Consider the following 21,376-nt stretch of genomic DNA (forward strand, 5'->3'; position numbering starts at 1 on the left):
ATATTTCACAATCAAGTGAAAATATTCTCTAAAGAGGGGCGAAAGCAAATGCTTTCGTCCCTCTTTTCATATGTTCAGCTGAAAACACCCATACATAAATGAGAAGGTAAGCCAGTTATGAGTGGGCGTTCAGCCTATTCGAAGCTATGTGTGCAACTCGTTAAGTCAACGCGTGCGGTAAACTAGGCACGAACTGAGTGGCCGATGTGTGCGCTGCATCTTCGCTGTGCGCGTCGGCTTTAGATTTACAAGGAGAAACCGATGGGCAAGTATCTTCTGCGACGCATTCTGCAGATGATCCCCGTGGTTCTTGGTACGACATTGTTGGTGTACGCGCTCGTGTTCGCGTTGCCAGGCGATCCAGTCAAAGCGATGTTCGGTGACAAGCCGGTCAATGAAGCAGTCGCAGCCCAGATCCGCGCTGAATACAATTTGGACAAACCGTTCATCGTCCAATATCTGTTGTTCTTGAAGAATGCCTTGTCTTTGGACTTCGGCAACACGTTCGCAGGGCAGCCGGTTATCGATGAGATCAGCCGCGCGTTCCCGGTCACGTTGAAGCTCGCACTCATGGCATTCTGCTTCGAAGCCATCTTCGGCTGCGTGTTCGGCGCCATCGCCGGTTTGAAGAAAGGCAAGTGGTACGACACCGTTATTCTGATCGTCTCACTGCTGCTCATCTCCGTGCCGACCTTCGTCACCGGTTTCGTCGGCCAGTACTTCCTCGGCGTCAAGGCTCACATCTTCCCGGTGACCGCAGGATCTGACCCAGGCTTCTTCGATCTGCTGATGCCTGCCATGGTGCTCGGATCGGTTTCGATGGCATACATCATTAGACTTGCCCGTTCCGAAATCTCTTCGAACATCTCGCAGGACTACGTGCGCACCGCTCGTGCGAAGGGCATGAGCAACACCGCCGTCACGTTCCGCCACGTGCTGCGTAACTCGATGATTCCAGTGGTCACATATCTCGGCCAGGATCTCGGTGCACTGATGGGCGGCGCAATGATCACCGAGCAGATCTTCAACATTCACGGTATCGGCTACCTGACCTATCAGAGTATTCTCAAGGGCGAAGCGAATCTCGTCGTGTCCGTCGTGACGCTGCTGACGCTCGTCTTCGTGATCTGCAACCTGCTCGTCGATATGCTGTACGCGGCACTTGACCCGCGTATCCGGTATGCGTAAGGGGAGAAGTTAATGTCTGATATTACAAGCAAACCGCTTCCGGGGCAGGAACGTTTTGTCGCGCCTGTAGACAAGACCCCGTTGCAGTCGGTCGACAACGTCGATGAGTCGGCACCGGCCACCAGCATGTGGGCGGATGCGTGGCGCACGCTGCGCAAGAACCCGATGTTCATCATCTCGGGCATCGTCATCATCTTCATTCTCATCGTGGCGTTGTTCCCAGGGCTGTTCACCAAGCAGAACCCTAATTACTGCAACCTCGACAACTCGTTGGCAGGCTCGCAGGCAGGGCATCCGTTTGGCTTCGATCTTCAGGGTTGCGACGTGTATTCACGCGTCATCTACGGTGCCCGCACGTCGATCAGCGTCGGTGTGCTCACCACACTCATCGTCGTCGCCGTCGGTACACTCGTCGGTGCCATCGCCGGTTTCTTCGGCGGTTGGATCGACGCTGTGCTGAGCCGCATCGTCGACATCTTCCTGGCCATCCCAATGTTGCTGGGCGCAATCGTCGTGCTGCAGATGTTCCGCACGAGCAGTTCGATCTGGAAGGTCGTGCTGGTGCTGGCACTCTTCGGCTGGGTGTCGACCGCGCGTATCGCACGTGGCGCGGTGCTGAGCTCGAAGAACCTCGAATTCAACACGGCATCCACCGCATTGGGCTCCACGCCAATGCGTAACCTGTTCCGTCACATTCTGCCGAATTCGGTGGCGCCGATCATCGTCATCGGCACTACTTCGCTCGGCTCCTACATCGTGTCTGAAGCCACACTGAGCTTCCTTGGCATCGGTCTTCCGTCGAGCGTCGTGAGCTGGGGTGGCGATATTTCGAAGGCACAGTCGGTGCTTCGTACCGACCCGATGGTGCTGTTCTACCCGTCACTGGCATTGGCCATCACCGTGCTCGCGTTCATCATGATGGGCGATGCAGTCAAAGACGCGCTTGATCCGAAGAGCCGTACGGCATGAGCGCACAGGAGAAATCGATGACTAACGAAAAGCAGCCAGAAGAGACTCTCGAAGAGAAGATCAACGACATGCAGCGTGAATTCGGGCCTCTGCTCGAAGTCAAGGATCTTGCTGTCGATTTCACGACCGACGAGGGCAAGCCGATCCATGCTGTGCGCGATAGCTCGTTCAGCGTGTATCCGGGGCAGTGGGTCGCCATCGTGGGTGAATCGGGCTCCGGCAAGTCCACGTCGGCTATGGCGTGCCTCGGTCTGCTGCCGGGCACCGGCCATATCGTCGGCGGTTCGATCAAGCTCGAAGGCAAGGAGATCAGCCACTACACGCAGAAGCAGTTCGTCTCCGTGCGTGGTTCGAAGATGGGTCTTGTGCCTCAGGACCCGATGAGCAACCTGAACCCTGTGTGGCGCATCGGCACGCAGGTCAAGGAAGCGTTTGTGGCCAACCACATGGATGTTTCTCACGAGAAGCGTTCCAACCTGTCGAAGGCTCTCGCCGACGCCGATATTCAGATCAAGAGCGAAGGCGATGAGACATTCCTCGGCTCCAAAGAGCTTCCCGAACTGATGGAAGCGGCTGGTCAGGCTCTGATCAAGGCCGGTGTGGAAGGCGATAAATACGAGAAGCGCATGGAATACTTCCACAACGAATGGGTGCCAGGCTCCGAAACCCGTTGGCGCGTCGCCGATGATCTGATCAAGTCGGGTGTGAAAGACGACGATGCTTGGTATATCGCCAAGAAATACGTTGTCGGCTCCACCACGACCGATCGCGCCGCAGGCCTGCTCGACGAAGCCGGTCTGCCGGATGCGGCTGTTCGTGCTCGTCAATACCCGCACGAGTTCTCCGGCGGCATGCGCCAGCGTGCGCTGATCGCCATGGGTCTTGCCTGCCGTCCTGAACTGCTGATCGCCGATGAGCCGACTTCGGCACTCGACGTGACCGTGCAGAAGCGCATTCTCGACCATTTGCAGGATCTGACGAATTCGTTGGGCACCGCCGTGCTGTTCATCACGCACGATCTGGGTCTTGCCGCCGAACGTGCACAGCACATCGTCGTCATGTATAAGGGTCAGGTCGTGGAATCCGGCCCGTCGCTCGAAGTGCTGCAGAACCCGCAGCACCCATACACCAAGCGACTCGTCGCCGCCGCCCCGTCGCTGTCTTCGCAGCGCATCATCTCGTATGAGGAGAAAGGCGAAGACGCCAGCGCGATCATGGAGCACAAGGTCAACGAGGAATCGTTGGAGAAGGGCGACGTCATCATCGACGTCGAGCACCTGACCAAGGAGTTCAAGCTGCCACGCCGTCGCGAGATGTTCAAGGCGGTTGACGACGTGAGCTTCAAGATTCGCCGTGGCACCACACTCGCCATCGTCGGCGAATCGGGCTCCGGCAAGTCGACCGTCGCCAACATGGTGCTGCGACTGCTCGACCCTACCGCGGGCAAAGTGCTGTACAACGGCAAGGACATCGCCAGCTTCAAGAAGGATAGCCTGCTCGAGTTCCGCCACCACGTGCAGCCGGTATTCCAGAACCCATATGGTTCGCTCGATCCGATGTATTCCATCTACCGTTCGATCGAAGAGCCGTTGCGCATTCACAAGATCGGCGATAAGGAAAGTCGTCTCAAGCGAGTCAAGGAACTGCTTGACCTGGTTGAGCTCCCGGAGTCGGTTATGCAGCGCTACCCGAACGAGTTGTCTGGCGGTCAGCGCCAGCGTATCGCGATCGCGCGCGCCATGGCATTGAACCCAGACGTGATCGTGTGCGACGAGGCCGTTTCCGCACTTGACGTGCTGGTGCAGGATCAGATTCTGCATCTGCTCAACGATTTGCAGACTCAGCAGGGACTGACCTACCTGTTCATCACCCACGATCTCGCGGTCGTGCGTCAGATCGCCGATGACGTCGTGGTGATGCAGCATGGCAAGCTCGTGGAACATGGCACGACCGACGAAGTGTTCATGCACCCGAAGAAGCAATACACGAAGGATCTGCTCGACGCAATTCCTGGTGGCAAGCTCGAATTGGGCTTGAACCTGGATCACAAGGCCTGATCAATATGCCACAACAAGTTTGAGGGGCTCGGCACACAACGCCGAGCCCCTCAAACTATGTTATGCACAGTAAGCAGGTATGTATTAAGCAGATATATATTTTGAAGATTGCGCTGATAATACTATTACTGTGAAACTCAGCGTGAAACAACAGTGTTATATTCGTCTCGATTTCGCTCGAAGTCATATGTTCGCCACACTGGTACTCTCGAAATCATGACGATGACAATCACGACTTCCAATCTCAACGGCATTCGCGCAGCCAAACGCAAAGGATTCGAACATTGGGCCCAAGCACACACGCCGAACGTGTGGTGCATGCAGGAGACGCGCGCGCCGCAAGAGATCATTGGCGATATTTATGGAGACTTGGCGAGAGAATACGTCGATGCGGGCAGCATCGCGAGCGTAGACGAGCTCAACACAATCGCCGATGTCTGCAAAATAAAGGGACGCGCAGGCGTGGGCATGATCAGTGACATGCCGGTGCTCGAGACGCGCATCGGCCTGCCGGGACTGACCGAAGATGTTGACACCGGCCGTTGGATCGAAGCCGACATCAAAAGCGAGCAAGGGTACGTGATCACCGTCATATGCGTGTACGTGCACGCCGGTGGACTCGTCGGCGACATCAAAGAAGACCAGAAATACCGCTTCCTCGACACGATGACCGAGCGCATGCGCCAGCTGCAGGACGAAGCCGCACGTGGCGGCAAGCAAGCGGTGCTGTGCGGTGATTTCAACATTGCGCACACGCCGATCGACATCAAAAACGCCAAGGCGAACGAGGATCGCAACGGATTCTTCCCACGCGAACGCGCCTACATCGACAGGTGGATCGACGAATTGGACTTCGTCGACGTGATGCGCGAACTCGCCGGTGACATTCAAGGACCATACACGTGGTGGAGTCAGCGTGGCCGTGCGTTCGACAACAACACCGGCTGGCGCATCGACTACCAGTTCGCCACTCCCGAACTGGCGCAGCAGGCTCGCGGATTCGTGATCGACCGTGCTCCAAGCTACGACGCGCGCTGGTCCGACCACGCGCCACTGACGATCACCTACGATATTTAACAGTGAATTGATTGTCGAGAGACGCGAGTTTCGTGGAGTTCTCGAACATAGCGCGACAGTCGGCATGATAGGCTTAAGACCGGTAACACGATGGCATGCGATGGAGGCATACAATGGGTCTGTTCGGATTCGGAAAGAAGAAGAAAAAGCAGCACGAGGAAGACGAGGATCGTCTCGCCGAAGCCGTTGCGTCGCAAACCGAAGACGTGGCTCAAGAGGATTCCCAAGAAGACGCCGACACTACGGACTTTACGGATCAGGAGCCTCTCGATGGCGCTCCCGTTGAGGTGAGCGCGGAATATGAGGGACGCGGCGAAATCGTAGGCCCGTGGGATGTCGATGACGAGAACGCGCCCGACTACGACGAATACCTGTCGCTCGGCGCATATTACCTGCCATTCGTGCAAGGCGTGGAACTGCGCATCAAGGCGAGCAACGCCACCCACGAGATCGTCGGCGCCACGATGACACTCGGCAAGTCAAGCCTCGAGATCGAAGCATTCGCGGCTCCAAAGACGATGGGTCTGTGGGAAGACGTGCGTGAAGACCTGCTCAACGCTAATCCGGATGCGGAAGAAGAGGATGGCGTGTTCGGCACCGAAGTGCAACTGCCGGTGAAACTGCCCAATGGCAAGACCGCACACACGCGCATCGTTGGCGTCGACGGACCACGCTGGATGCTTCGCGGCATCTTCTCCGGCAATGCGGCCACCGACCCGAACAGCAAAGAGACGAAGGCTCTGAACGATTGCTTCGCGCAAATCGTCGTCGAGCGCGGTGACGAACCGTTGTCGCCACGCGATCTGATTCCTATGGCACGCCCGCTGACGCCGAACGAGCGTCGCGAACTCGCGGCCAAAGCCAACGAATCCGATGAGAACACCGGCGATGATCATTCAACGATTCCGGGACGTCCCGACGGTCCGCTGTCTTCCGACCAGCAGGTCGAGCAGCAGAACACGCTGCGTCGTGGACCAATGTTCTCGGAATTGCGCTGACCTCAGCCACAGCTCGGCCACAACACTGAACACCTATGAACGATTCCGCACACAACACACCTTCCGAACAGCCCAAGCGCACTGGTATGCGTGCGCTCGCCACTGCCGGCGACGACGGTGAATTCTCGGTCATTGCAGCGATCGGAGGCGTCCGAGGCGTCATCGAATCGATGCTGCCAGGGCTCCTGTTCGTCGTCATGTTCATCTGCACGTCAGATCTGCGCATGACGGTCATCGCATCGGCGGCACTCGCCGTCATACAGGTCGTGGTGCGTCTCGTTCAGCGCCAATCGGTTATGGGCGCGCTCGGCGGCATGATCGCCGTGGCCATTTGCCTGTTCTGGGCGTGGAAAAGCGGTGAGGCCCGCAACTACTACATGTATGGGTTCATCACGAATGCCGTCTACATCGTGCTGCTGCTCATCTCGATGGCGGTTCGCGTGCCGGGCTTGGGCTTTGTGATCGAATTCATCCGATCGCTGCCCACCGAGCATTTCAAGGCATGGCTGAACGGTTGGCGAACCGACAAGGCGCTGTACAAGGCCTATGCACAGATCACATGGCTGTGGATCGGCTTGTTCGCACTGCGTCTGATAGTTCAAGTTCCGCTGTATCTGACCAATCAAGTCGGCTGGCTCGGCACCACGAGACTGTTGATGGGCATTCCGTTCTGGGCGTTGGCGATTTGGATCAGTTACCTGATCGTCGCCACCCCGATGCACTACCACAGGCTCGAAGAGAAGAAACGTAAGGAAGCCGCGGAACAGTAACGGCAATTCGCGACCCGCATATACGGGTCGCGAAATTCTATGAGATGGGAACAATAATATGGAAGCGACGCTTCGCATTGAACGATACGCGGATCAAGGCCGTTGCGTAGGGCACATCGACGGACGTGTGGTGTTCGTGCGCTTCGCCCTGCCCGGCGAACTCGTGCGCATCGAACTTGATGAGCCGACGAATCGTGATGACAGGTTCTGGACCGGCGAAGTGGTTGAAGTGCTCGAAGCGAACCCCGACCGCGTGGAACCGCTGTGGCCACTCGCCGGACCTCTCGCCATGGGCGGCGGCGTCGGGGGAGCGGACCTCATCCATGTGTCGCTTGAAGGCCAGGAACGCTGGAAGGAAGCGACCATCAAAGACGTGATGAAGCGCCTTGGCCATATCGAGCTCGACGAAGTGCCGGTCTATGCGATGCCCGGTGACGAGGAAGCCCAAGGCCTGCATTGGCGCACGCGTATCGAGATGATAACCGACGAACACGGCAAACCATCGATGCGCCGCCGTGGAACGCATGTGCGTGTGCCGATCGACACGATGCCGTTGGCATCACAGGCCGTGCTCGAAGCGGCTGCCATGAACGGCGTGTGGGAGGGCGGCTTCGAGCCGAACGCCCAGATTCGCATCGCCGTGCCCGAGCCACGCACGGCAGAACAGGAGAGCGAGCTCACTGGGCAAGCCCTGCGCAAAGCCATCGGCAAGAACTACGCGATCATGGTCGATGGCAAAGTGCGTGACGGCAGCCGTCGCCTTAAAGAGCACATTGAAGTGGACGGCAAACCGTTCGACTACACGGTGGATGCCGGTGGCTTCTGGCAGATGCACAAGCAGGCTCCAATGGTCTTGCCGCAATACGTGATCGATCAGATCAGGGAAGTGCTCGGTGACCGCGCACCACGCAACGGACGCAATCTGGTGATCTGGGATCTCTATTCAGGTTCTGGGCTTTTCACTTTGCCGCTCGCCACGCTGATCGACGACCACGCGAAACTGGTGAGCATCGAGGGTTCCAAAGACGCTGTGGCGAACGCCCGCAGAAATCTTCGCGAAGCTGGAATCCATACCGTGCAGGCGTTGAACGGCGATGTGCTCAAAACTCTGAACAAAGATATCGACCCGCAACGCGCGCACCCCGACATCGTGGTGCTCGACCCGCCGCGTGCCGGTGCAAAAGCGAAGGTCTGCCATAAAATCGCGAACTCAGGCGCGCCGATCGTCGTCTACATCGCCTGCGATCCGGCGAGCCTGGCACGAGACACGGCGACGCTCACCGAGCACGGCTATAAGCTGCACTCGATCGCGGCGTTCGACATCTACCCGATGACCCACCATGTGGAGACCATCGCCGTGTTCACCAAGTAATACTCGAGTTTGCAATACTCTAATTTTTCGCGTCGGCTTGCTCGTCAGTATTCTGCTGATCGTTTGGCATGCGGCGCTTCATCGCGACGAACAGCAGGATGAGCGCCACAGCCAAGCCGATGTGAGAAAGTCCGGCGATGCCGGAGATCGACATGTCAAGCGCGTGACTGATCTGCGTGTGCTCGACGGTGAACATGCCACGAGCAAACAGGCACAGCACCATAATCGGCAGAGAGATGTTATAGATCACATAGAACGCGGTGAATGAGCGGGAATCCGCGAGTTTCGGGTTGTTCTGGCAGAACAGCGCAAGAATAAGAAATAGCAGCATGCCAAGCGCAAACAGATGTGTGTGCATCACCTTGAGATTCGTCGGGCCGGTGTAGCCCACCGCTTTCGTGAACTCGCGGTAAAACACTCCCGCCACACAAGCGCACGCGAAATACACGATCGCCGTGTTGATCATACGGTTCACGGATGCCGTCATCGACTTCATAGTTCTCTTCCCGTCTCGTAATACTATTGCGTATAAGATTTCGTGATCGAGTGTAGTCAGTAAACGTGCTGGTTCCGCCGCCGTTTGCGTTGGGCGAGTGTGATCTCGCCGACACTGCGCGCAGATCGTAATAAAATGAAATATTTCATAATATTTAAAGTAATTTACTTACTAATATATACTTGTAATTCATAATTCCAGTGCAAAATTCCTGAGACGACAATAAGCTGTACCGTAAATCGAGGATCTGCTCCATATTCGTTTGTGGCTTTGCTCAGCAACTCATCCAATGCAGTTTTCCTGTTTTCCTCGGTGCAGTTCGCACACAGATATCTTCCCTCCGGCAATATCTTCAATCCGGCAGTATTCGCATAACGAACGCAAACGGCAAACAGTCTCGACAGTCCGTTTTTGGTGTATATCCCTGCCAGATCCTCAAAATAGAATTGATCCTTCAAGGTGGCGGGCACTTGTTCGTAGAAGTGGCTCAGGTAATTCCAAAGAGTGTCTACAGTGGGCGTTTCCAACGCGTCGGACAGCAGGATAACGCGTTTCGGTATCGTCTTGATGAAGGGGCTGTCAGAGTGTTCGGAAGTCTGCATCTTCCTCTCATAATCCGATTTCGCCAACCGGATTTTGGATTTGGCGTATTGCAATGCGGCGATTTTCTCGTCGGCTTTTGCCTCGGCCAGCGTCAGAGCATCCACGATCTTCTCGAGATCGTCGTAGTCCAGAACTCTCTTGATTTCCTGCAACGGCAAGTCCATCAGCTGCAAGGCTCGAACGGTGTTCAAGCGGACGATGTCTTGATCGGTGTAGTAGCGGTAGTTCGTCCACTCATCCCGTTTGCTCGGCTTCACCAATCCGATGCGGTCATAGTGCCGCAACGTCTCCGTCGTCGTATGAACCGCCTTGGCCGCTTCCCCAATTGAACGGTATTTTTCCAATCTGCCCTCACCTTATTGACATTTGTGTAACACAAAGGTTTAGAACTACTTTAACAAAGAAATTGCGGGAAATGAACTCTGGGGCACAGGGGAATACCGCAATCGATAGGAGGAACGCTGCATGATAGAACTCAGTAATGTGGTGAAACGGTACGGGCAGGCAACCGTGCTGAACAACATCACTTTGGCGATCGACGAGCCGAGCATCTATTGCCTGCTCGGCAGGAACGGCGCAGGCAAGACGACGCTGCTCAAATCAATCGCAGGGTATCAGAACATAACAAGCGGTACGATACAGGTGGATGGCAAGCGCATCAGTACGGCCACGCTGGATACGGGTGTCAGTTATATAGAGAACTTTGCCAAGCACCTCAACCTGCCGGTGGGAAAGCTGCTGAGGATTGCTTCAGAAGTGAACCCCGACTACGATTACGACTTCGCGTCTGAAATGATGGAACGTTTCGAACTGGACGTGAATAAGAAATTCAATCATCTTTCGCTTGGCATGAAGACAATGGTCTCCACAATCATCTGTTTGGCAAGCAATAAAAGCGTGGTGCTCTTGGATGAGCCAGTCCTCGGATTCGATGCAATCATGCGCGTGGAGTTTTACGACATGCTCACCGAGAGTTTCCGCAGACACCCTCGAATCATCATTGTATCCACCCACATCATCGAGGAAATCGCGAAAACGATTCAAAAACTGATCGTCATCGATAGAGGGAGCATCGTCTTTTTCGACACACTTCAATCGGTTGAGACGAAGGCATTCAGCGTCAGCGGACTGCAAAAAGACGTGGAAACGGCAACAAAGCATCTACACGTGATCGGTAAAGATGCGGTCGGCGGTCTTGTAACGGCCTACATCTTTGATGACCCGCCGGAACAAAACGCTTCATTGGAGATTCACCCGCTATCGCTGCTTGATTTCTTCATTCAAATGGTCGGTCACAAAGGAGGCACGGCAAGATGAAAGCTATTTTCGCGATTGTGAAACGTCTATTGGCCAGCAATGCAATCAGCTATATCGTTACGCTTCTCATGGTGCTGTGCGCAACGTCCTCCGGAGACACCGTGCTCAGCAATGGAAACTACACTTGGCTACTTGCCGTGATGACGCCGTTCTTCTTCGTCTTCTACGACTACGCGAAGTTAATGCATTTGGGTGCAAGCAAAAAGGATTACTGTATCGGCTGCCTCATCAGCTATGGCATTCTGGCTTTCGGCATTTCCCTCGTCAATACGTTGATCCATATGCTGATCGATCCCGTATACCCGGCAAGGGCGGTCATCAATATGATGGACGTGTGCAAGTGGACGGGCAACAACATCGTTGTTGCCGCACTGCAGCAGATGTTTTTCCTGCTGCTTGTCATGATTTTCCTTCATGTGCTGCTTTCCATGCAACTTTATTGGTATGGGTGGCTGACGGATGCGGCATTGGTAGCCATTGTCTGCATCTTCACTCCGATTGCGGCGCTGCGCTCTGTGCTGTCTAACTTCTTCCAAGTCATCATGATCAACGGCAACGCGTTCTTACAGATTGGCTTCTGCCTGCTGCTCAGTGCCGCCTTGTCTTGTGTCGGGCTCTATGTTTTGAAAAGAAAAACTTTGTAAAGGGGAATTGTAATGAAGAACGTGAAAATACTCGCACTCGCACTGTGTTTGGTGATGAGCTGTTTTGCCATGGCCGGTTGTTCGGGGCAAAACGAATTTTTCGAAGAGAAGAGTTTTACGCCAAGCACTCAGGTCACCGGAGTGAACGTTGATGTGCGAGACAGGAAAATCGAAGTGACGCCGTCCAAAGACAAGCAGGTGCATGTTCAATATTTTGAAAGCAGCAAAGAGTATTACAATATTTCCGTTTCCGATGCGCATGTGATGACCATGACGAGTGCCAGCAACAAGGAGTGGACGGATTATATCGGAGGGAAACCCTCTGCCGAAAGCCGGACGATAATATTGCAACTCCCAACCTCACTGCTGAACACCGTTGCGCTGTCTACGACGAATGAGGATATCTCACTTCCGGCATTGTCCGTGCAAAGGAGCATAAACGTTTCCGTTAATAATGGGGATATTGCCTTCAAAGCTCTGGATGTTGGGAGCGCCGTGACATTGAACGCAAAAACGGTGACATTTCCGGTGAGATAGCAGGCAGCTATAATGATTTCGCCATTCAATCAACGATCAAGAATGGCGATAGCAACTTGCCTGCCAGCAAAGACGGAGGCAGGAAATCATTGCATGTATCTTGCAATAACGGTGATGTCAGTATTGGTTTCGCGGAGAAATAATCATTTTGCGCACCTATGAAGTAATATGCAACTAATCGTTTGCAAAACACCGAACAATGAGATGACCGGTTGTGCGCGGTGCCATTCGCGCCGCGCACAACCATGTGCGATCAGATACGTAGATGCGTGGAAACAGGGGAGACGGGATGAGACGGTTCATTCGAGCGTGCGCCGCGTGCCTGTGCTGTGTGGCGCTCGCGGCAACCGGCTCATGCGCACCGCACGGTCACGCGGTGGGAGACACGCAAAGTCAGGGCACATACGAGCAGAACCACAACGAGAACGCCGGCTCGCGTCTCAAAGTCGCGGTCATCGGTTCGTCAAGCGACGATGCAAAGCTCGACAAACAAGTGATGAACGCGTTGTCAGATAAGCGATTCGATGCGTCATACACAAGCATGAACCAATATTCCTCCGATGCCGAGCGCGCCGCACGCTTGTCACAGCGTGCGGTCGAAGATGCGGTGGCGTGCAATGTGAAGATCATCGTGCTCAGCGAGTTCACCTTCGCCGGCAGCACCGAGCAAACGTGGGATTCGGTGCTGAGCAAGGCGCGCAACGCCGGCATTCCGGTGGTTCTGCTCGATCCGATCGACGAACCGAAGAACACGCTGCTGTTCGCGGCGACGTTCACGGTGAACAACAAGCAAACCGACGCCGTGGAGATTGGTAAAGCGTTGCAAACCGTCATATTCGACAATCCTCACGAACGTGCCATGACTGTTACGACGCTCAAGCCAAGCGAATAATTCTCGGCAACGCAGACGCGGCACTGGCGACAATAATTACACTGGGCAACAGTTCGCAAGCAAAACCGTGCATGTGAGAAACCACTGCGCTGTGAGGAATATGAGGAGAATGCTATGAGCCTGACCGTGAATCTCTATTACACCGGCACCAACGGCAGCGCGCGAAAATTCGCGGAAGAGATGGAATCGAGCGGCGTCGCAGCGGCGATTCGCGACGAAGACGGCAACGAACGTTACGATTACTTCATTCCGATGAATGACCCCGAAACCGTGCTGCTCATCGACAGTTGGCGCGACCAGCAGGCGCTCGACGCGCATCATGCGTCGAAGATGATGCAGCAACTCGCAGATCTGCGCGACAAATACGACCTGCACATGCACGTGGAACGCTACGTTTCAGTCGATGAACCAAGCAGTGACGAGCGATTCATTCGCAAGTAGTGCGCATGTGCCACGCGGTGTGTAGTGTTGGCTAACATGAGCGCAACCAACAGTGCAACCACCGTGGCAACAAGGCAGCAACTGCCGCAGGTCAACGAGCAGGGGCTGACCGCGGAGCAGGTCACCGAGCGCATCGCGCGCGGTCAGACGAACGCGGTGAAATCATCGACGTCGCGTTCTCTCGCCGACATCGTGCGTGCGAACGTGTTCACACTGTTCAACGGCATCATTCTCGCCGCGATGATTGCCGTGCTGCTCACCGGATCGTGGAAAGACGCGGTGTTCGGCGTCGTCATCATCATCAACACCGGCATCGGCATCATCACCGAGCTGCGCGCCAAGCACACGCTCGACAAACTGTCTATTTTGGTGGCGTCGGATTATCTCGTGCGGCGCGATGGCAAAGACGTTGACGTTTCACACAACAACATTGTGCTCGGCGACCTGATGTGGCTGCGCTCGGGCGAACAGGTGCCCGCCGACGCGACGATCGTGCGCACATGGGGACTCGAGCTCGACGAGTCGATGATCACCGGCGAATCGCGCACCGTGCGCAAAGGCGAAGGCGACACCATCTACTCGGGTTCGACAGCGGTTTCCGGCATGGCGCTCGTCAAAGTGACGGCGGTCGGCGAACACAGTTACGCGGCCACGCTGACCGCGCAGGCGAAGGTCTACAAGAAGAATGTCTCCGACCTGAACAAGGGCATCAACACGATTCTCAAGTTCATGACTTTCCTCGTGGTTCCGCTGTGCATTCTGCTGATTTTCACACAGATGCACACTGTTGGCGGCTGGCACAACGCCATCGCGACCGGCGAATGGCGACAGGCGGTGGTCTCTTCGGTCGCCGGCGTCGTAGGCATGGTTCCTGAAGGCTTGGTGTTGCTCACTTCCCTGAACTTCGCGCTCGCGGCCATACGCCTGGCTCGTAAGAACACGCTCGTGCAAGACCTCGACTCGGTGGAAACGCTGGCTCGAGTGGATGCTTTGAATCTCGACAAAACGGGCACGATCACCGATGGCGGCATCATCTACGACGACTTCATTGCTTTGCCTGATTGCGTGAACAAACAGCACGCGATGCAGGCGCTGTTCGATTTGTCGAACGAGGAGAACCCGAACGGCACCGGCAAGGCGGTGCTCGCCGGACTGGGGGAGCAAGGATTCTCCGGTTCTTCCGATTTGCAGCGCGTGCCGTTCTCCAGCGCACGCAAATGGAGCGCAGTGGCCTTCCATGATCTGCCTGATGAAGACCGCAATGGCGTGTGGTACATGGGCGCTCCCGAAGTACTGCTGTCTGGTCTTTCGCAACAATATCCGGACGTGCTCAGGCAGGTGAACGAATACGCGAATAACGGCATGCGCGTGCTGCTGATCGCGCATGTGCCCAACGCACCCGTGCCCGCCGATTTCGAGACGAATCCGCAGCTTGAGGCTTCCGCCGTGCCGGTGGCGATTGTGCTGTGCTCCGAGCGCATTCGTTCCGATGCTGAAGCTACGTTGCAATGGTTCCGTGAGCAGGGCGTGCGTTGCCGTGTGATTTCCGGCGATAATCCGGTGACCGTTGGCGCGATCGCCGGCAAGGTGAAGCTGACGGGGGATCGCAAACCGGTGGCCATGGATGCTCGCGAACTGCCGTCCGACATTGATGAACTCGCTCGCGTGCTGGAAGGTGTGGACGTGCTCGGACGTGTGCTTCCGGAGCAGAAGAAGGCGATCGTGCAGGCGTTGCACACACAGCAGCATGTGGTGGCGATGACCGGCGATGGCGTCAACGACACGTTGGCGATCAAGGAAGCCGATCTGGGCATCGCGATGGGCAATGCGGCTCCGGCTACCAAGGCCGTGGCAGAAGTGGTGCTCGTCGATTCGAAGTTCTCGCATCTGCCCGACGTCGTGGCTCGCGGCCGTCAGGTGATGGCCAACATGGAGCGTGTGGCATCGCTGTTCGTCACGAAAACCGTGTATTCGGCGCTGATTTCGCTTGGCGTGGTGCTCATGGGTATTCCGTTCCCATATTTGCCGCGTCACATCAGCTACATCGGCGCGTTGACGATCGGCGCACCAGCGTTCTTCCTCGCCTTGGCGCCGAACACTCGCCGCTACATTCCGGGCTTCTTGCGCCGTGTGGTCGCGTTCTCGTTGCCTTGCGGCATCGCCACCGGGCTCTCGGTGCTGTTGAGCGCCTGGTTCATACCGCGTTTCATGCACTGGAACGTGTTCGCATCATCTCAGGAACTGTTCTGGTTGCGTTCGATGTGCGCCACCGTGCTGTTCCTGATGGGTGTGTATGTGCTGGCACGCGTCTCCCAGCCTCTTCGTTCGTGGCGAGGCTGGCTTGTGCTGGCATTCCTCGCCATCGGTGTGATCGGCGTGTGCATCCCGTTCGTGGCGAATTTCTTCGCCTACGGGTTGCCCGGTGGCGTCGCGCTGGCGTATCTGGCGTTGCAGATGGCCATTGCCACCGTGCTGTTCGTGGTGAGCCTGCTGGTGTTTCGCCGGTTCCTGCCCGGTTGGATGAAGGCCGGCATCTCACAATACAAGCGCCTGAAAAAGAACTGACACAAACGCGCGGTAGGGTGAGACCAATTGTCTATTCACACTACCGGAGGAACTATGTCGCTGCATGACGAACAGTTGGATTCCCTTCAGGTGGGCGATCGCTCGTATGACTATTACCGCATTGCCGATCTGGATGGCATCGACCACCTGCCGTATTCATTGAAAGTGCTTGTCGAGAACCTGGTTCGCAACATCGACGGTGCGAATATCACCGACGAGCAGGTGCGTGAACTGCTCGCATGGGATCCAGCGGCGGATCCGAGCCACGAGATCCAGTTCACTCCATCACGAGTCGTCATGCAGGATTTCACCGGCGTGCCCTGCATCGTCGATCTGGCTACGATGCGCGATGCCGTCAAGAACCTCGGCGGCAATCCGGAGGTCATCAACCCGCAGGTGCAGTCCGACATGATCATCGACCATTCGGTGCAGATCGACGCTTATGGCGTCGACAATGCGGTTGAGATCAACATGGACATCGAATACAAGCGCAATGCGGAACGCTACCAGTTCCTGCGCTGGGGTCAGCAAGCTTTCGAGAACTTCCGTGTGGTGCCGCCGGGAACAGGCATCATCCATCAGGTCAACATCGAATACCTGGCACAGGTTGTGATGAGCCGCCCGTTCGGTGACGGCAACACGCTGGCCTACTTGGATTCCTGCGTAGGCACCGACTCGCACACCACCACTGTCAACGGTCTGGGCGTGCTGGGCTGGGGCGTCGGCGGCATCGAAGCCGAGGCCGCCATGCTCGGCCAGCCGATCTCAATGCTCGTGCCACGCGTCGTCGGCTTCAAGCTCACCGGCTCCATTCCGGAAGGCGTCACCGCCACCGACGTGGTGCTGACGATCACCGACATGCTGCGTCAGCACGGCGTAGTCGGCAAATTCGTGGAATTCTACGGCGAAGGCATCAAGTCGGTACCGCTCGCCAACCGTGCCACCATCGGCAACATGAGCCCAGAATTTGGCTCCACCTGCGGCATCTTCCCGATCGACGAGGTGACGCTCGACTACCTGCGTCTGACCGGCCGCTCCGAGGAACAGGTGGCGCTCGTCGAAGCCTATGCGAAGGCAAACAAGCTGTGGCACGACGTCGACGACCCGAACTTCGTGGAACCGCAGTACTCCGAATACCTCGAACTCGACCTGTCGACTGTCGTGCCATCCATCGCCGGCCCGAAGCGCCCGCAGGACCGCATCGAACTGGCCAAGTCGAAGCAGCTGTTCGAAGAAACGTTGCCGCAGTACGTGACGAACGACACGAACTACGATCCGATTCCGGTCTCCACCGACTTCCGTGGCGACTTCGACTTGAAGAACGGTGACGTGGCCATCGCGTCGATCACCTCGTGCACCAACACGTCGAACCCGTCGGTGATGATCGCCGCTGGCCTCATCGCCCGCAGCGCCGTAGCCAAAGGCCTGAAGCCGAAGCCATGGGTGAAGACCTCGCTCGCGCCGGGATCCCAGGTGGTTGCCGACTACTTGCAGCAGGCTGGTCTCCAAGACGATCTTGACAAGCTCGGCTATCAGTTGGTCGGTTTCGGATGCGCCACCTGCATCGGCAACTCCGGCCCACTGCTGCCGGAGATCTCCGAAGCGATCAACGCCAATGATCTGACCGTCACCGCAGTGCTGTCGGGCAACCGCAACTTCGAAGGCCGCATCAGTCCGGATGTCAAGATGAACTATCTGGCATCGCCGCCGCTTGTCATCGCATATGCGCTCGCCGGCACGATGGACTTCGACTTCGAGACGCAGCCACTTGGCGTCGACAAGGATGGCAACGAGGTGTTCCTCAAAGACATCTGGCCTACGAACGCCGAAGTGGAGCAGGTGGTGAGCGGCAACGTGAACCGCGACATGTTCCTCAACGATTACGCGTCCGTGTTCGAAGGCGACGCCCGTTGGAAAGGCCTCGACGTGCCGGAAGGTGAATTGTTCGCATGGGATCCGGAATCCACCTATGTGCGCCGCCAGACCTTCTTCGACGGCATGAGCGCGGACCCGGCTCCGGTGCACGACATCCGTGGCGCTCGCGTGCTTGCCCTGCTCGGCGATTCCGTCACCACCGATCACATTTCCCCGGCAGGTGCTTTCAAGGCTACGAGCCCTGCGGGTGAATACCTGATCGAGCATGGTGTCGAGCCGAAGGACTTCAATTCCTACGGTTCGCGTCGTGGCAACCACGAGGTCATGGTTCGTGGCACCTTCGGCAACATCCGCCTGCGTAACCTGCTGCTCGCTTCGGTGGGCGAGGAGATCGTGCCGGGTGGCTACACCTATGACTTCCTTGCGATGAAGCCGACGACCATCTTCGACGCGTCGCGTGACTACATCAAGAACGACATTCCGCTTGTGGTGCTCGGCGGCAAGGAATACGGTACCGGCTCCTCCCGCGACTGGGCGGCCAAGGGCACTGCCATGCTCGGCGTCAAGGCCGTGATCGTCGAGAGCTTCGAACGCATCCACCGTTCCAACCTGATCGGCATGGGCGTGCTCCCGTTGCAGTTCCCGGAGGGTGAATCCGCCGAATCGCTGGGTCTCGACGGCACCGAGATCTACAACATCGACGGCATCGAAGCGCTCAACAACGGTGAAACCCCGTCCATCGTGCATGTCGAAGCTGTGCATGCAGACGGTTCCCGCACTGAGTTCGAGGCCGTTGTGCGCATCGATACGCCAGGTGAGGCCGACTACTACCGCAATGGCGGCATCCTGCAGTACGTGCTCCGCAACCTGATGAGCGCCTGATGTTTTATGCTGCGTAGAGAATCTGATAGGGATTAATAGAGATTCGGGGCTGGACGCAATTCTGCATCCAGCCCCGAATCTCTATCTATGTATAAGCGACAACATCGATAAGCTGTGTAATGCGAGTCTGATTTTCCGAGCATGGTAATGCGATTGATGAAGATAATGCCTTAATCCAATATATCTCATCAGACGTGCGTATTATTCGAATTCTGGCTAGGCAATAGTACATTCTTTGTGGTTCGTGTACCATCAAAATCGTCAAATAAATTAAGAAGGGTGAATAATGAGCGATATTTTAATGACGAAATATCCGGCTTTCAATGATGAACCAGCAGCTCCATCAGAAATCGAAGAAGATAGTCTGCATGTAAGGAAATATCTCGATGCTTTCACCGAGTTCATTCGTAATTGCGAGACGCCGATGACTGTTGCGATTCAAGGGGATTGGGGTAGCGGCAAAACCTCCGCAATCAATTACATCACGGAACAACTGGAAAAGGATGACAAGAACATCATCCTGAAATTCAATACTTGGCAGTACTCGCAATTCAATTTGGGCGATGATCTTTCTTTCTCTCTTCTGCGAGGCATTTTTGAACGTTTGGAGCCTGAACAATTAAAGAGACAAAAAGATAGCACGGCTGAAATGCTCAACAAGCTGAAATCCATTTTCAAAACGGTCAGTGCTCTGACTTCTCCGACCATTCGTTATCTTGCGAATATGATTGGCCCTGGCGGATTAGCAAACGTATTCGCTGAAACAGGGCAAAATATTGCCGAGCGTAAAGAGGAGATTCAGCAGAATTCTTCATTACCGGAAAAATTACAAGAAGAATCCCCTGCTTCAATGTTGGAGGATTTACGCAAAAATTTGGAAAGCTATATCGATGAGGTTACAAAGATTGATGAGAACGATAAAGATAAGAAAAGAAAATGGAAAATAGGTCATCAGAGCGAAAAAGATAACGCATCGCATCGCAGAATTTACATCATGATCGATGATCTCGATCGTTTGGAACCCGAGCGAGCGGTTGAGATTATGGAGGCCCTCAAGACCTTCCTCAATGTACCTAACTGCATATTTATTTTGGCCATCGATTTCAACGTGGTGTTGCGTGGGGTGCGAAAGAAATATGGTGATGATTTCACGGAGGATAAAGGTCGCGCATTCTTTGACAAGATTATTCAGGTTCCGTTCAATCTGCCGGTCGGTGCCTATTCTCTTAACAATTATGTGAAGAGGTTCGTATCCAATTTGAGCGATGCGGATCAGGATTTCTATATGCGCATTCTTCAGACGACGGTGGGGAACAATCCGCGATCCATTAAGCGTATATTCAATACGTTTAATTTGACCCGTTCTATTTCAGACTCGGAGAGCCTTCAGGATGCCAATAAAAACGAATCGGATATATTCGCTATGCTGTGCTTCCAAAAAGATATCCAAGAGTGTTCGAAGATCTGGCCATCGAGACGCGAGGAGACCAAAAGGCAACGGATTATCTCACCACATTGGAAAATGATCTTGCCGATGACTCTGATACCTGGCAGGATCTGAGCCGTAATGACCGTATTTCTCTTACTCGTATGCTGGTGGAGTTCGGAGAACATTTTGGTTATAACGATTCAGGAGGCAAGCATGATTCTGAAAGTGATGATGATCAGGCTGAGGAACGGTTACGTCAGGCTTTGATGAATGTTGCCGTCACCTCAATTCGTTCAGCATCCAATGACGAACAGGAGGAGGACCCCACTCGGAACGCCGAAGATCTTCGGGAGCTTCGGGTTGATGCGAATGGCATCACCATGATTAATTCAGATGGCAAGTACAAAAATCGTTACTTGCCGGAGCCAAGCTTGTCGGAGCGACATTGGATGGTATACCGATAGATAGCGCAAATTGGAGTGCGCTATCGAATGCCATCATTAAGACATATGCCAGTGTGATTGAGCGGAATGATAAAATTGGTGATGGCACGTCCGGAGACATTACACATAAGCACTTCCGCTATTTCCGAGATGAGCACAAAGCGGAGAGCTACCGTCGGAATATAACAAAAGGGGATGGAAGTCCGCTAAAACAGAGCAATATCAAAGCTACGGAGGTAATGGTCGACGGTGTAAAAGGATATGTGGTAGCCAACCACATGGGTAATGCCGTCAACCTCGAAGGAGTGAAGAATTTGATTGCCGCATATGCGGAGATGAATGAAATCGCATCTTCACCGGTGCTCGTGGTGAAATTCCAAAGATAAAAGATAGTGGTGCGAATATATCGCGGCATATGTTCCGCAACCTGATGCGTAACGAGTGATGCAATGCGAATGGTCGGGCATCATCTTCTGATGGTGCCCGACCATTCGGTCTCTCAACCAGCAAACTTACTTATTCGACTTCTTCTGGGATTGTGCGTTGATGACTGCCTGCACACGTTCCTCCTGCAGAGCTTCACGAGTTCGCTGGAGCTGATCTTCCTTGGTTTCCGGCGTATGCACCAGACCCATCTGCTTGTATGCGTCGATGGTACCGGCGCGAACGGCCGCACGAATCACGTAATACAACGCCCAGATGGCGATGGCGACGACGATGATGGTGAACAACGATGTCCAAACGAAAGCGCTCATGATTTCTCCTTGCCTCATAATGGGAATATCAACACATCCCATGGCAGTCATTCTAATTTCGCTTGA

General features: G+C 55.2%; 20 protein-coding genes. 17 read left to right on the forward strand and 3 right to left on the reverse strand.

Features of this window, described 5'->3' with window-relative positions:
• Positions 1-261 precede the first annotated feature (261 nt).
• The 7 genes from GSD1FS_RS00640 to GSD1FS_RS00670 all read left to right on the forward strand — a co-directional run bounded on the left by GSD1FS_RS00640 (position 262) and on the right by GSD1FS_RS00670 (position 8,431).
• The gene (locus GSD1FS_RS00640; protein WP_155587935.1) at positions 262-1,188 is read left to right on the forward strand and encodes an ABC transporter permease; all 927 of its coding nucleotides are present in this window, start codon (positions 262-264) and stop codon (positions 1,186-1,188) included.
• Positions 1,189-1,200: 12 nt separating this feature from the next.
• Complete coding sequence (locus tag GSD1FS_RS00645) at positions 1,201-2,157, forward strand: ABC transporter permease (protein ID WP_155587936.1); 957 nt, start codon at positions 1,201-1,203, stop codon at positions 2,155-2,157.
• Positions 2,158-2,174: 17 nt separating this feature from the next.
• Positions 2,175-4,214, forward strand: coding sequence for a dipeptide ABC transporter ATP-binding protein (locus tag GSD1FS_RS00650; RefSeq protein ID WP_155587937.1), 2,040 nt, complete (start codon positions 2,175-2,177; stop codon positions 4,212-4,214).
• A 216-nt stretch (positions 4,215-4,430) separates the two neighbouring features.
• On the forward strand, positions 4,431-5,291 hold the full coding sequence (locus GSD1FS_RS00655) for an exodeoxyribonuclease III (RefSeq protein WP_155587938.1): 861 nt from the start codon (positions 4,431-4,433) through the stop codon (positions 5,289-5,291).
• Between the two features lie 113 nt (positions 5,292-5,404).
• Positions 5,405-6,289, forward strand: a complete 885-nt coding sequence (locus GSD1FS_RS00660; protein ID WP_155587939.1) for a DUF3710 domain-containing protein — start codon at positions 5,405-5,407, stop codon at positions 6,287-6,289.
• 35 nt (positions 6,290-6,324) lie between these two features.
• Positions 6,325-7,059 (forward strand): DUF3159 domain-containing protein, encoded by a 735-nt coding sequence (locus tag GSD1FS_RS00665; protein ID WP_246165671.1) that lies wholly within the window; start codon positions 6,325-6,327, stop codon positions 7,057-7,059.
• A 58-nt stretch (positions 7,060-7,117) separates the two neighbouring features.
• Positions 7,118-8,431: a class I SAM-dependent RNA methyltransferase gene (locus GSD1FS_RS00670; RefSeq protein ID WP_155587940.1), complete on the forward strand. Its 1,314-nt coding sequence runs from the start codon at positions 7,118-7,120 to the stop codon at positions 8,429-8,431.
• Between the two features lie 19 nt (positions 8,432-8,450).
• Here GSD1FS_RS00670 and GSD1FS_RS00675 read toward each other — a convergent pair whose 3' ends face one another.
• Together GSD1FS_RS00675 and GSD1FS_RS00680 are read right to left on the reverse strand one after the other, a co-directional pair.
• A complete protein-coding gene (locus tag GSD1FS_RS00675; protein ID WP_196424986.1) occupies positions 8,451-8,918 on the reverse strand; it encodes a DUF2871 domain-containing protein in 468 nt (155 codons plus the stop codon).
• Between the two features lie 173 nt (positions 8,919-9,091).
• Positions 9,092-9,874: a MerR family transcriptional regulator gene (locus GSD1FS_RS00680; protein ID WP_155587942.1), complete on the reverse strand. Its 783-nt coding sequence runs from the start codon at positions 9,872-9,874 to the stop codon at positions 9,092-9,094.
• Positions 9,875-9,995: 121 nt separating this feature from the next.
• On the opposite strand from GSD1FS_RS00680, the gene GSD1FS_RS00685 reads away from it, so the two are divergent.
• The 10 genes from GSD1FS_RS00685 (at position 9,996) to GSD1FS_RS00730 (ending at position 20,941) form a co-directional block, all read left to right on the forward strand.
• Positions 9,996-10,847, forward strand: coding sequence for an ATP-binding cassette domain-containing protein (locus GSD1FS_RS00685; protein ID WP_155587943.1), 852 nt, complete (start codon positions 9,996-9,998; stop codon positions 10,845-10,847).
• Positions 10,844-11,491, forward strand: coding sequence for a hypothetical protein (locus tag GSD1FS_RS00690; RefSeq protein ID WP_155587944.1), 648 nt, complete (start codon positions 10,844-10,846; stop codon positions 11,489-11,491). The genes GSD1FS_RS00685 and GSD1FS_RS00690 overlap by 4 nt, the downstream gene beginning before the upstream one ends.
• Positions 11,492-11,503: 12 nt before the next feature.
• Positions 11,504-12,028 carry a DUF4097 family beta strand repeat-containing protein gene (locus tag GSD1FS_RS00695; protein ID WP_155587945.1) on the forward strand — a complete coding sequence of 175 codons (525 nt, stop codon included), beginning with the start codon at positions 11,504-11,506 and terminating at the stop codon, positions 12,026-12,028.
• A gap of 289 nt (positions 12,029-12,317) precedes the next feature.
• Positions 12,318-12,920 carry a type 1 periplasmic-binding domain-containing protein gene (locus GSD1FS_RS00700; protein WP_155587946.1) on the forward strand — a complete coding sequence of 201 codons (603 nt, stop codon included), beginning with the start codon at positions 12,318-12,320 and terminating at the stop codon, positions 12,918-12,920.
• 114 nt (positions 12,921-13,034) lie between these two features.
• Entirely contained in the window at positions 13,035-13,361 is a 327-nt protein-coding gene (locus GSD1FS_RS00705) for a putative quinol monooxygenase (protein WP_155587947.1), read from the forward strand.
• Positions 13,362-13,397: 36 nt separating this feature from the next.
• Positions 13,398-15,926 (forward strand): HAD-IC family P-type ATPase, encoded by a 2,529-nt coding sequence (locus tag GSD1FS_RS00710; protein WP_155587948.1) that lies wholly within the window; start codon positions 13,398-13,400, stop codon positions 15,924-15,926.
• A gap of 54 nt (positions 15,927-15,980) precedes the next feature.
• Positions 15,981-18,683, forward strand: a complete 2,703-nt coding sequence (gene acnA, locus GSD1FS_RS00715) for an aconitate hydratase AcnA (RefSeq protein ID WP_155587949.1) — start codon at positions 15,981-15,983, stop codon at positions 18,681-18,683.
• Between the two features lie 286 nt (positions 18,684-18,969).
• Positions 18,970-20,244, forward strand: a complete 1,275-nt coding sequence (locus tag GSD1FS_RS00720) for a KAP family P-loop NTPase fold protein (RefSeq protein WP_155587950.1) — start codon at positions 18,970-18,972, stop codon at positions 20,242-20,244.
• A complete protein-coding gene (locus GSD1FS_RS00725; RefSeq protein ID WP_155587951.1) occupies positions 20,199-20,576 on the forward strand; it encodes a hypothetical protein in 378 nt (125 codons plus the stop codon). The genes GSD1FS_RS00720 and GSD1FS_RS00725 overlap by 46 nt, the downstream gene beginning before the upstream one ends.
• 53 nt (positions 20,577-20,629) lie before the next feature.
• The gene (locus tag GSD1FS_RS00730; protein ID WP_155587952.1) at positions 20,630-20,941 is read left to right on the forward strand and encodes a hypothetical protein; all 312 of its coding nucleotides are present in this window, start codon (positions 20,630-20,632) and stop codon (positions 20,939-20,941) included.
• Between the two features lie 126 nt (positions 20,942-21,067).
• Here GSD1FS_RS00730 and GSD1FS_RS00735 read toward each other — a convergent pair whose 3' ends face one another.
• On the reverse strand, positions 21,068-21,310 hold the full coding sequence (locus GSD1FS_RS00735) for a hypothetical protein (protein ID WP_155587953.1): 243 nt from the start codon (positions 21,308-21,310) through the stop codon (positions 21,068-21,070).
• Positions 21,311-21,376: the final 66 nt, after the last annotated feature.

This window comes from Bifidobacterium canis (assembly GCF_009727065.1).
GTDB lineage: Bacteria > Actinomycetota > Actinomycetes > Actinomycetales > Bifidobacteriaceae > Bifidobacterium > Bifidobacterium canis.

What these genes read in the sequence shown, in the direction of transcription:
- GSD1FS_RS00645 (WP_155587936.1), top strand. Translation starts at nt 1,201, where the DNA reads ATGTCTGATATTACAAGCAAACCGCTTCCGGGGCAGGAACGTTTTGTC.
- GSD1FS_RS00640 (WP_155587935.1), top strand. Translation starts at nt 262, where the DNA reads ATGGGCAAGTATCTTCTGCGACGCATTCTGCAGATGATCCCCGTGGTT.
- GSD1FS_RS00720 (WP_155587950.1), top strand. Translation starts at nt 18,970, where the DNA reads ATGAGCGATATTTTAATGACGAAATATCCGGCTTTCAATGATGAACCA.
- GSD1FS_RS00700 (WP_155587946.1), top strand. Translation starts at nt 12,318, where the DNA reads ATGAGACGGTTCATTCGAGCGTGCGCCGCGTGCCTGTGCTGTGTGGCG.
- GSD1FS_RS00675 (WP_196424986.1), bottom strand. Translation starts at nt 8,918, where the DNA reads ATGACGGCATCCGTGAACCGTATGATCAACACGGCGATCGTGTATTTC.
- GSD1FS_RS00685 (WP_155587943.1), top strand. Translation starts at nt 9,996, where the DNA reads ATGATAGAACTCAGTAATGTGGTGAAACGGTACGGGCAGGCAACCGTG.
- GSD1FS_RS00660 (WP_155587939.1), top strand. Translation starts at nt 5,405, where the DNA reads ATGGGTCTGTTCGGATTCGGAAAGAAGAAGAAAAAGCAGCACGAGGAA.
- GSD1FS_RS00705 (WP_155587947.1), top strand. Translation starts at nt 13,035, where the DNA reads ATGAGCCTGACCGTGAATCTCTATTACACCGGCACCAACGGCAGCGCG.
- GSD1FS_RS00670 (WP_155587940.1), top strand. Translation starts at nt 7,118, where the DNA reads ATGGAAGCGACGCTTCGCATTGAACGATACGCGGATCAAGGCCGTTGC.
- GSD1FS_RS00655 (WP_155587938.1), top strand. Translation starts at nt 4,431, where the DNA reads ATGACGATGACAATCACGACTTCCAATCTCAACGGCATTCGCGCAGCC.
- acnA (WP_155587949.1), top strand. Translation starts at nt 15,981, where the DNA reads ATGTCGCTGCATGACGAACAGTTGGATTCCCTTCAGGTGGGCGATCGC.
- GSD1FS_RS00690 (WP_155587944.1), top strand. Translation starts at nt 10,844, where the DNA reads ATGAAAGCTATTTTCGCGATTGTGAAACGTCTATTGGCCAGCAATGCA.
- GSD1FS_RS00710 (WP_155587948.1), top strand. Translation starts at nt 13,398, where the DNA reads ATGAGCGCAACCAACAGTGCAACCACCGTGGCAACAAGGCAGCAACTG.
- GSD1FS_RS00695 (WP_155587945.1), top strand. Translation starts at nt 11,504, where the DNA reads ATGAAGAACGTGAAAATACTCGCACTCGCACTGTGTTTGGTGATGAGC.
- GSD1FS_RS00665 (WP_246165671.1), top strand. Translation starts at nt 6,325, where the DNA reads ATGAACGATTCCGCACACAACACACCTTCCGAACAGCCCAAGCGCACT.
- GSD1FS_RS00735 (WP_155587953.1), bottom strand. Translation starts at nt 21,310, where the DNA reads ATGAGCGCTTTCGTTTGGACATCGTTGTTCACCATCATCGTCGTCGCC.
- GSD1FS_RS00650 (WP_155587937.1), top strand. Translation starts at nt 2,175, where the DNA reads ATGACTAACGAAAAGCAGCCAGAAGAGACTCTCGAAGAGAAGATCAAC.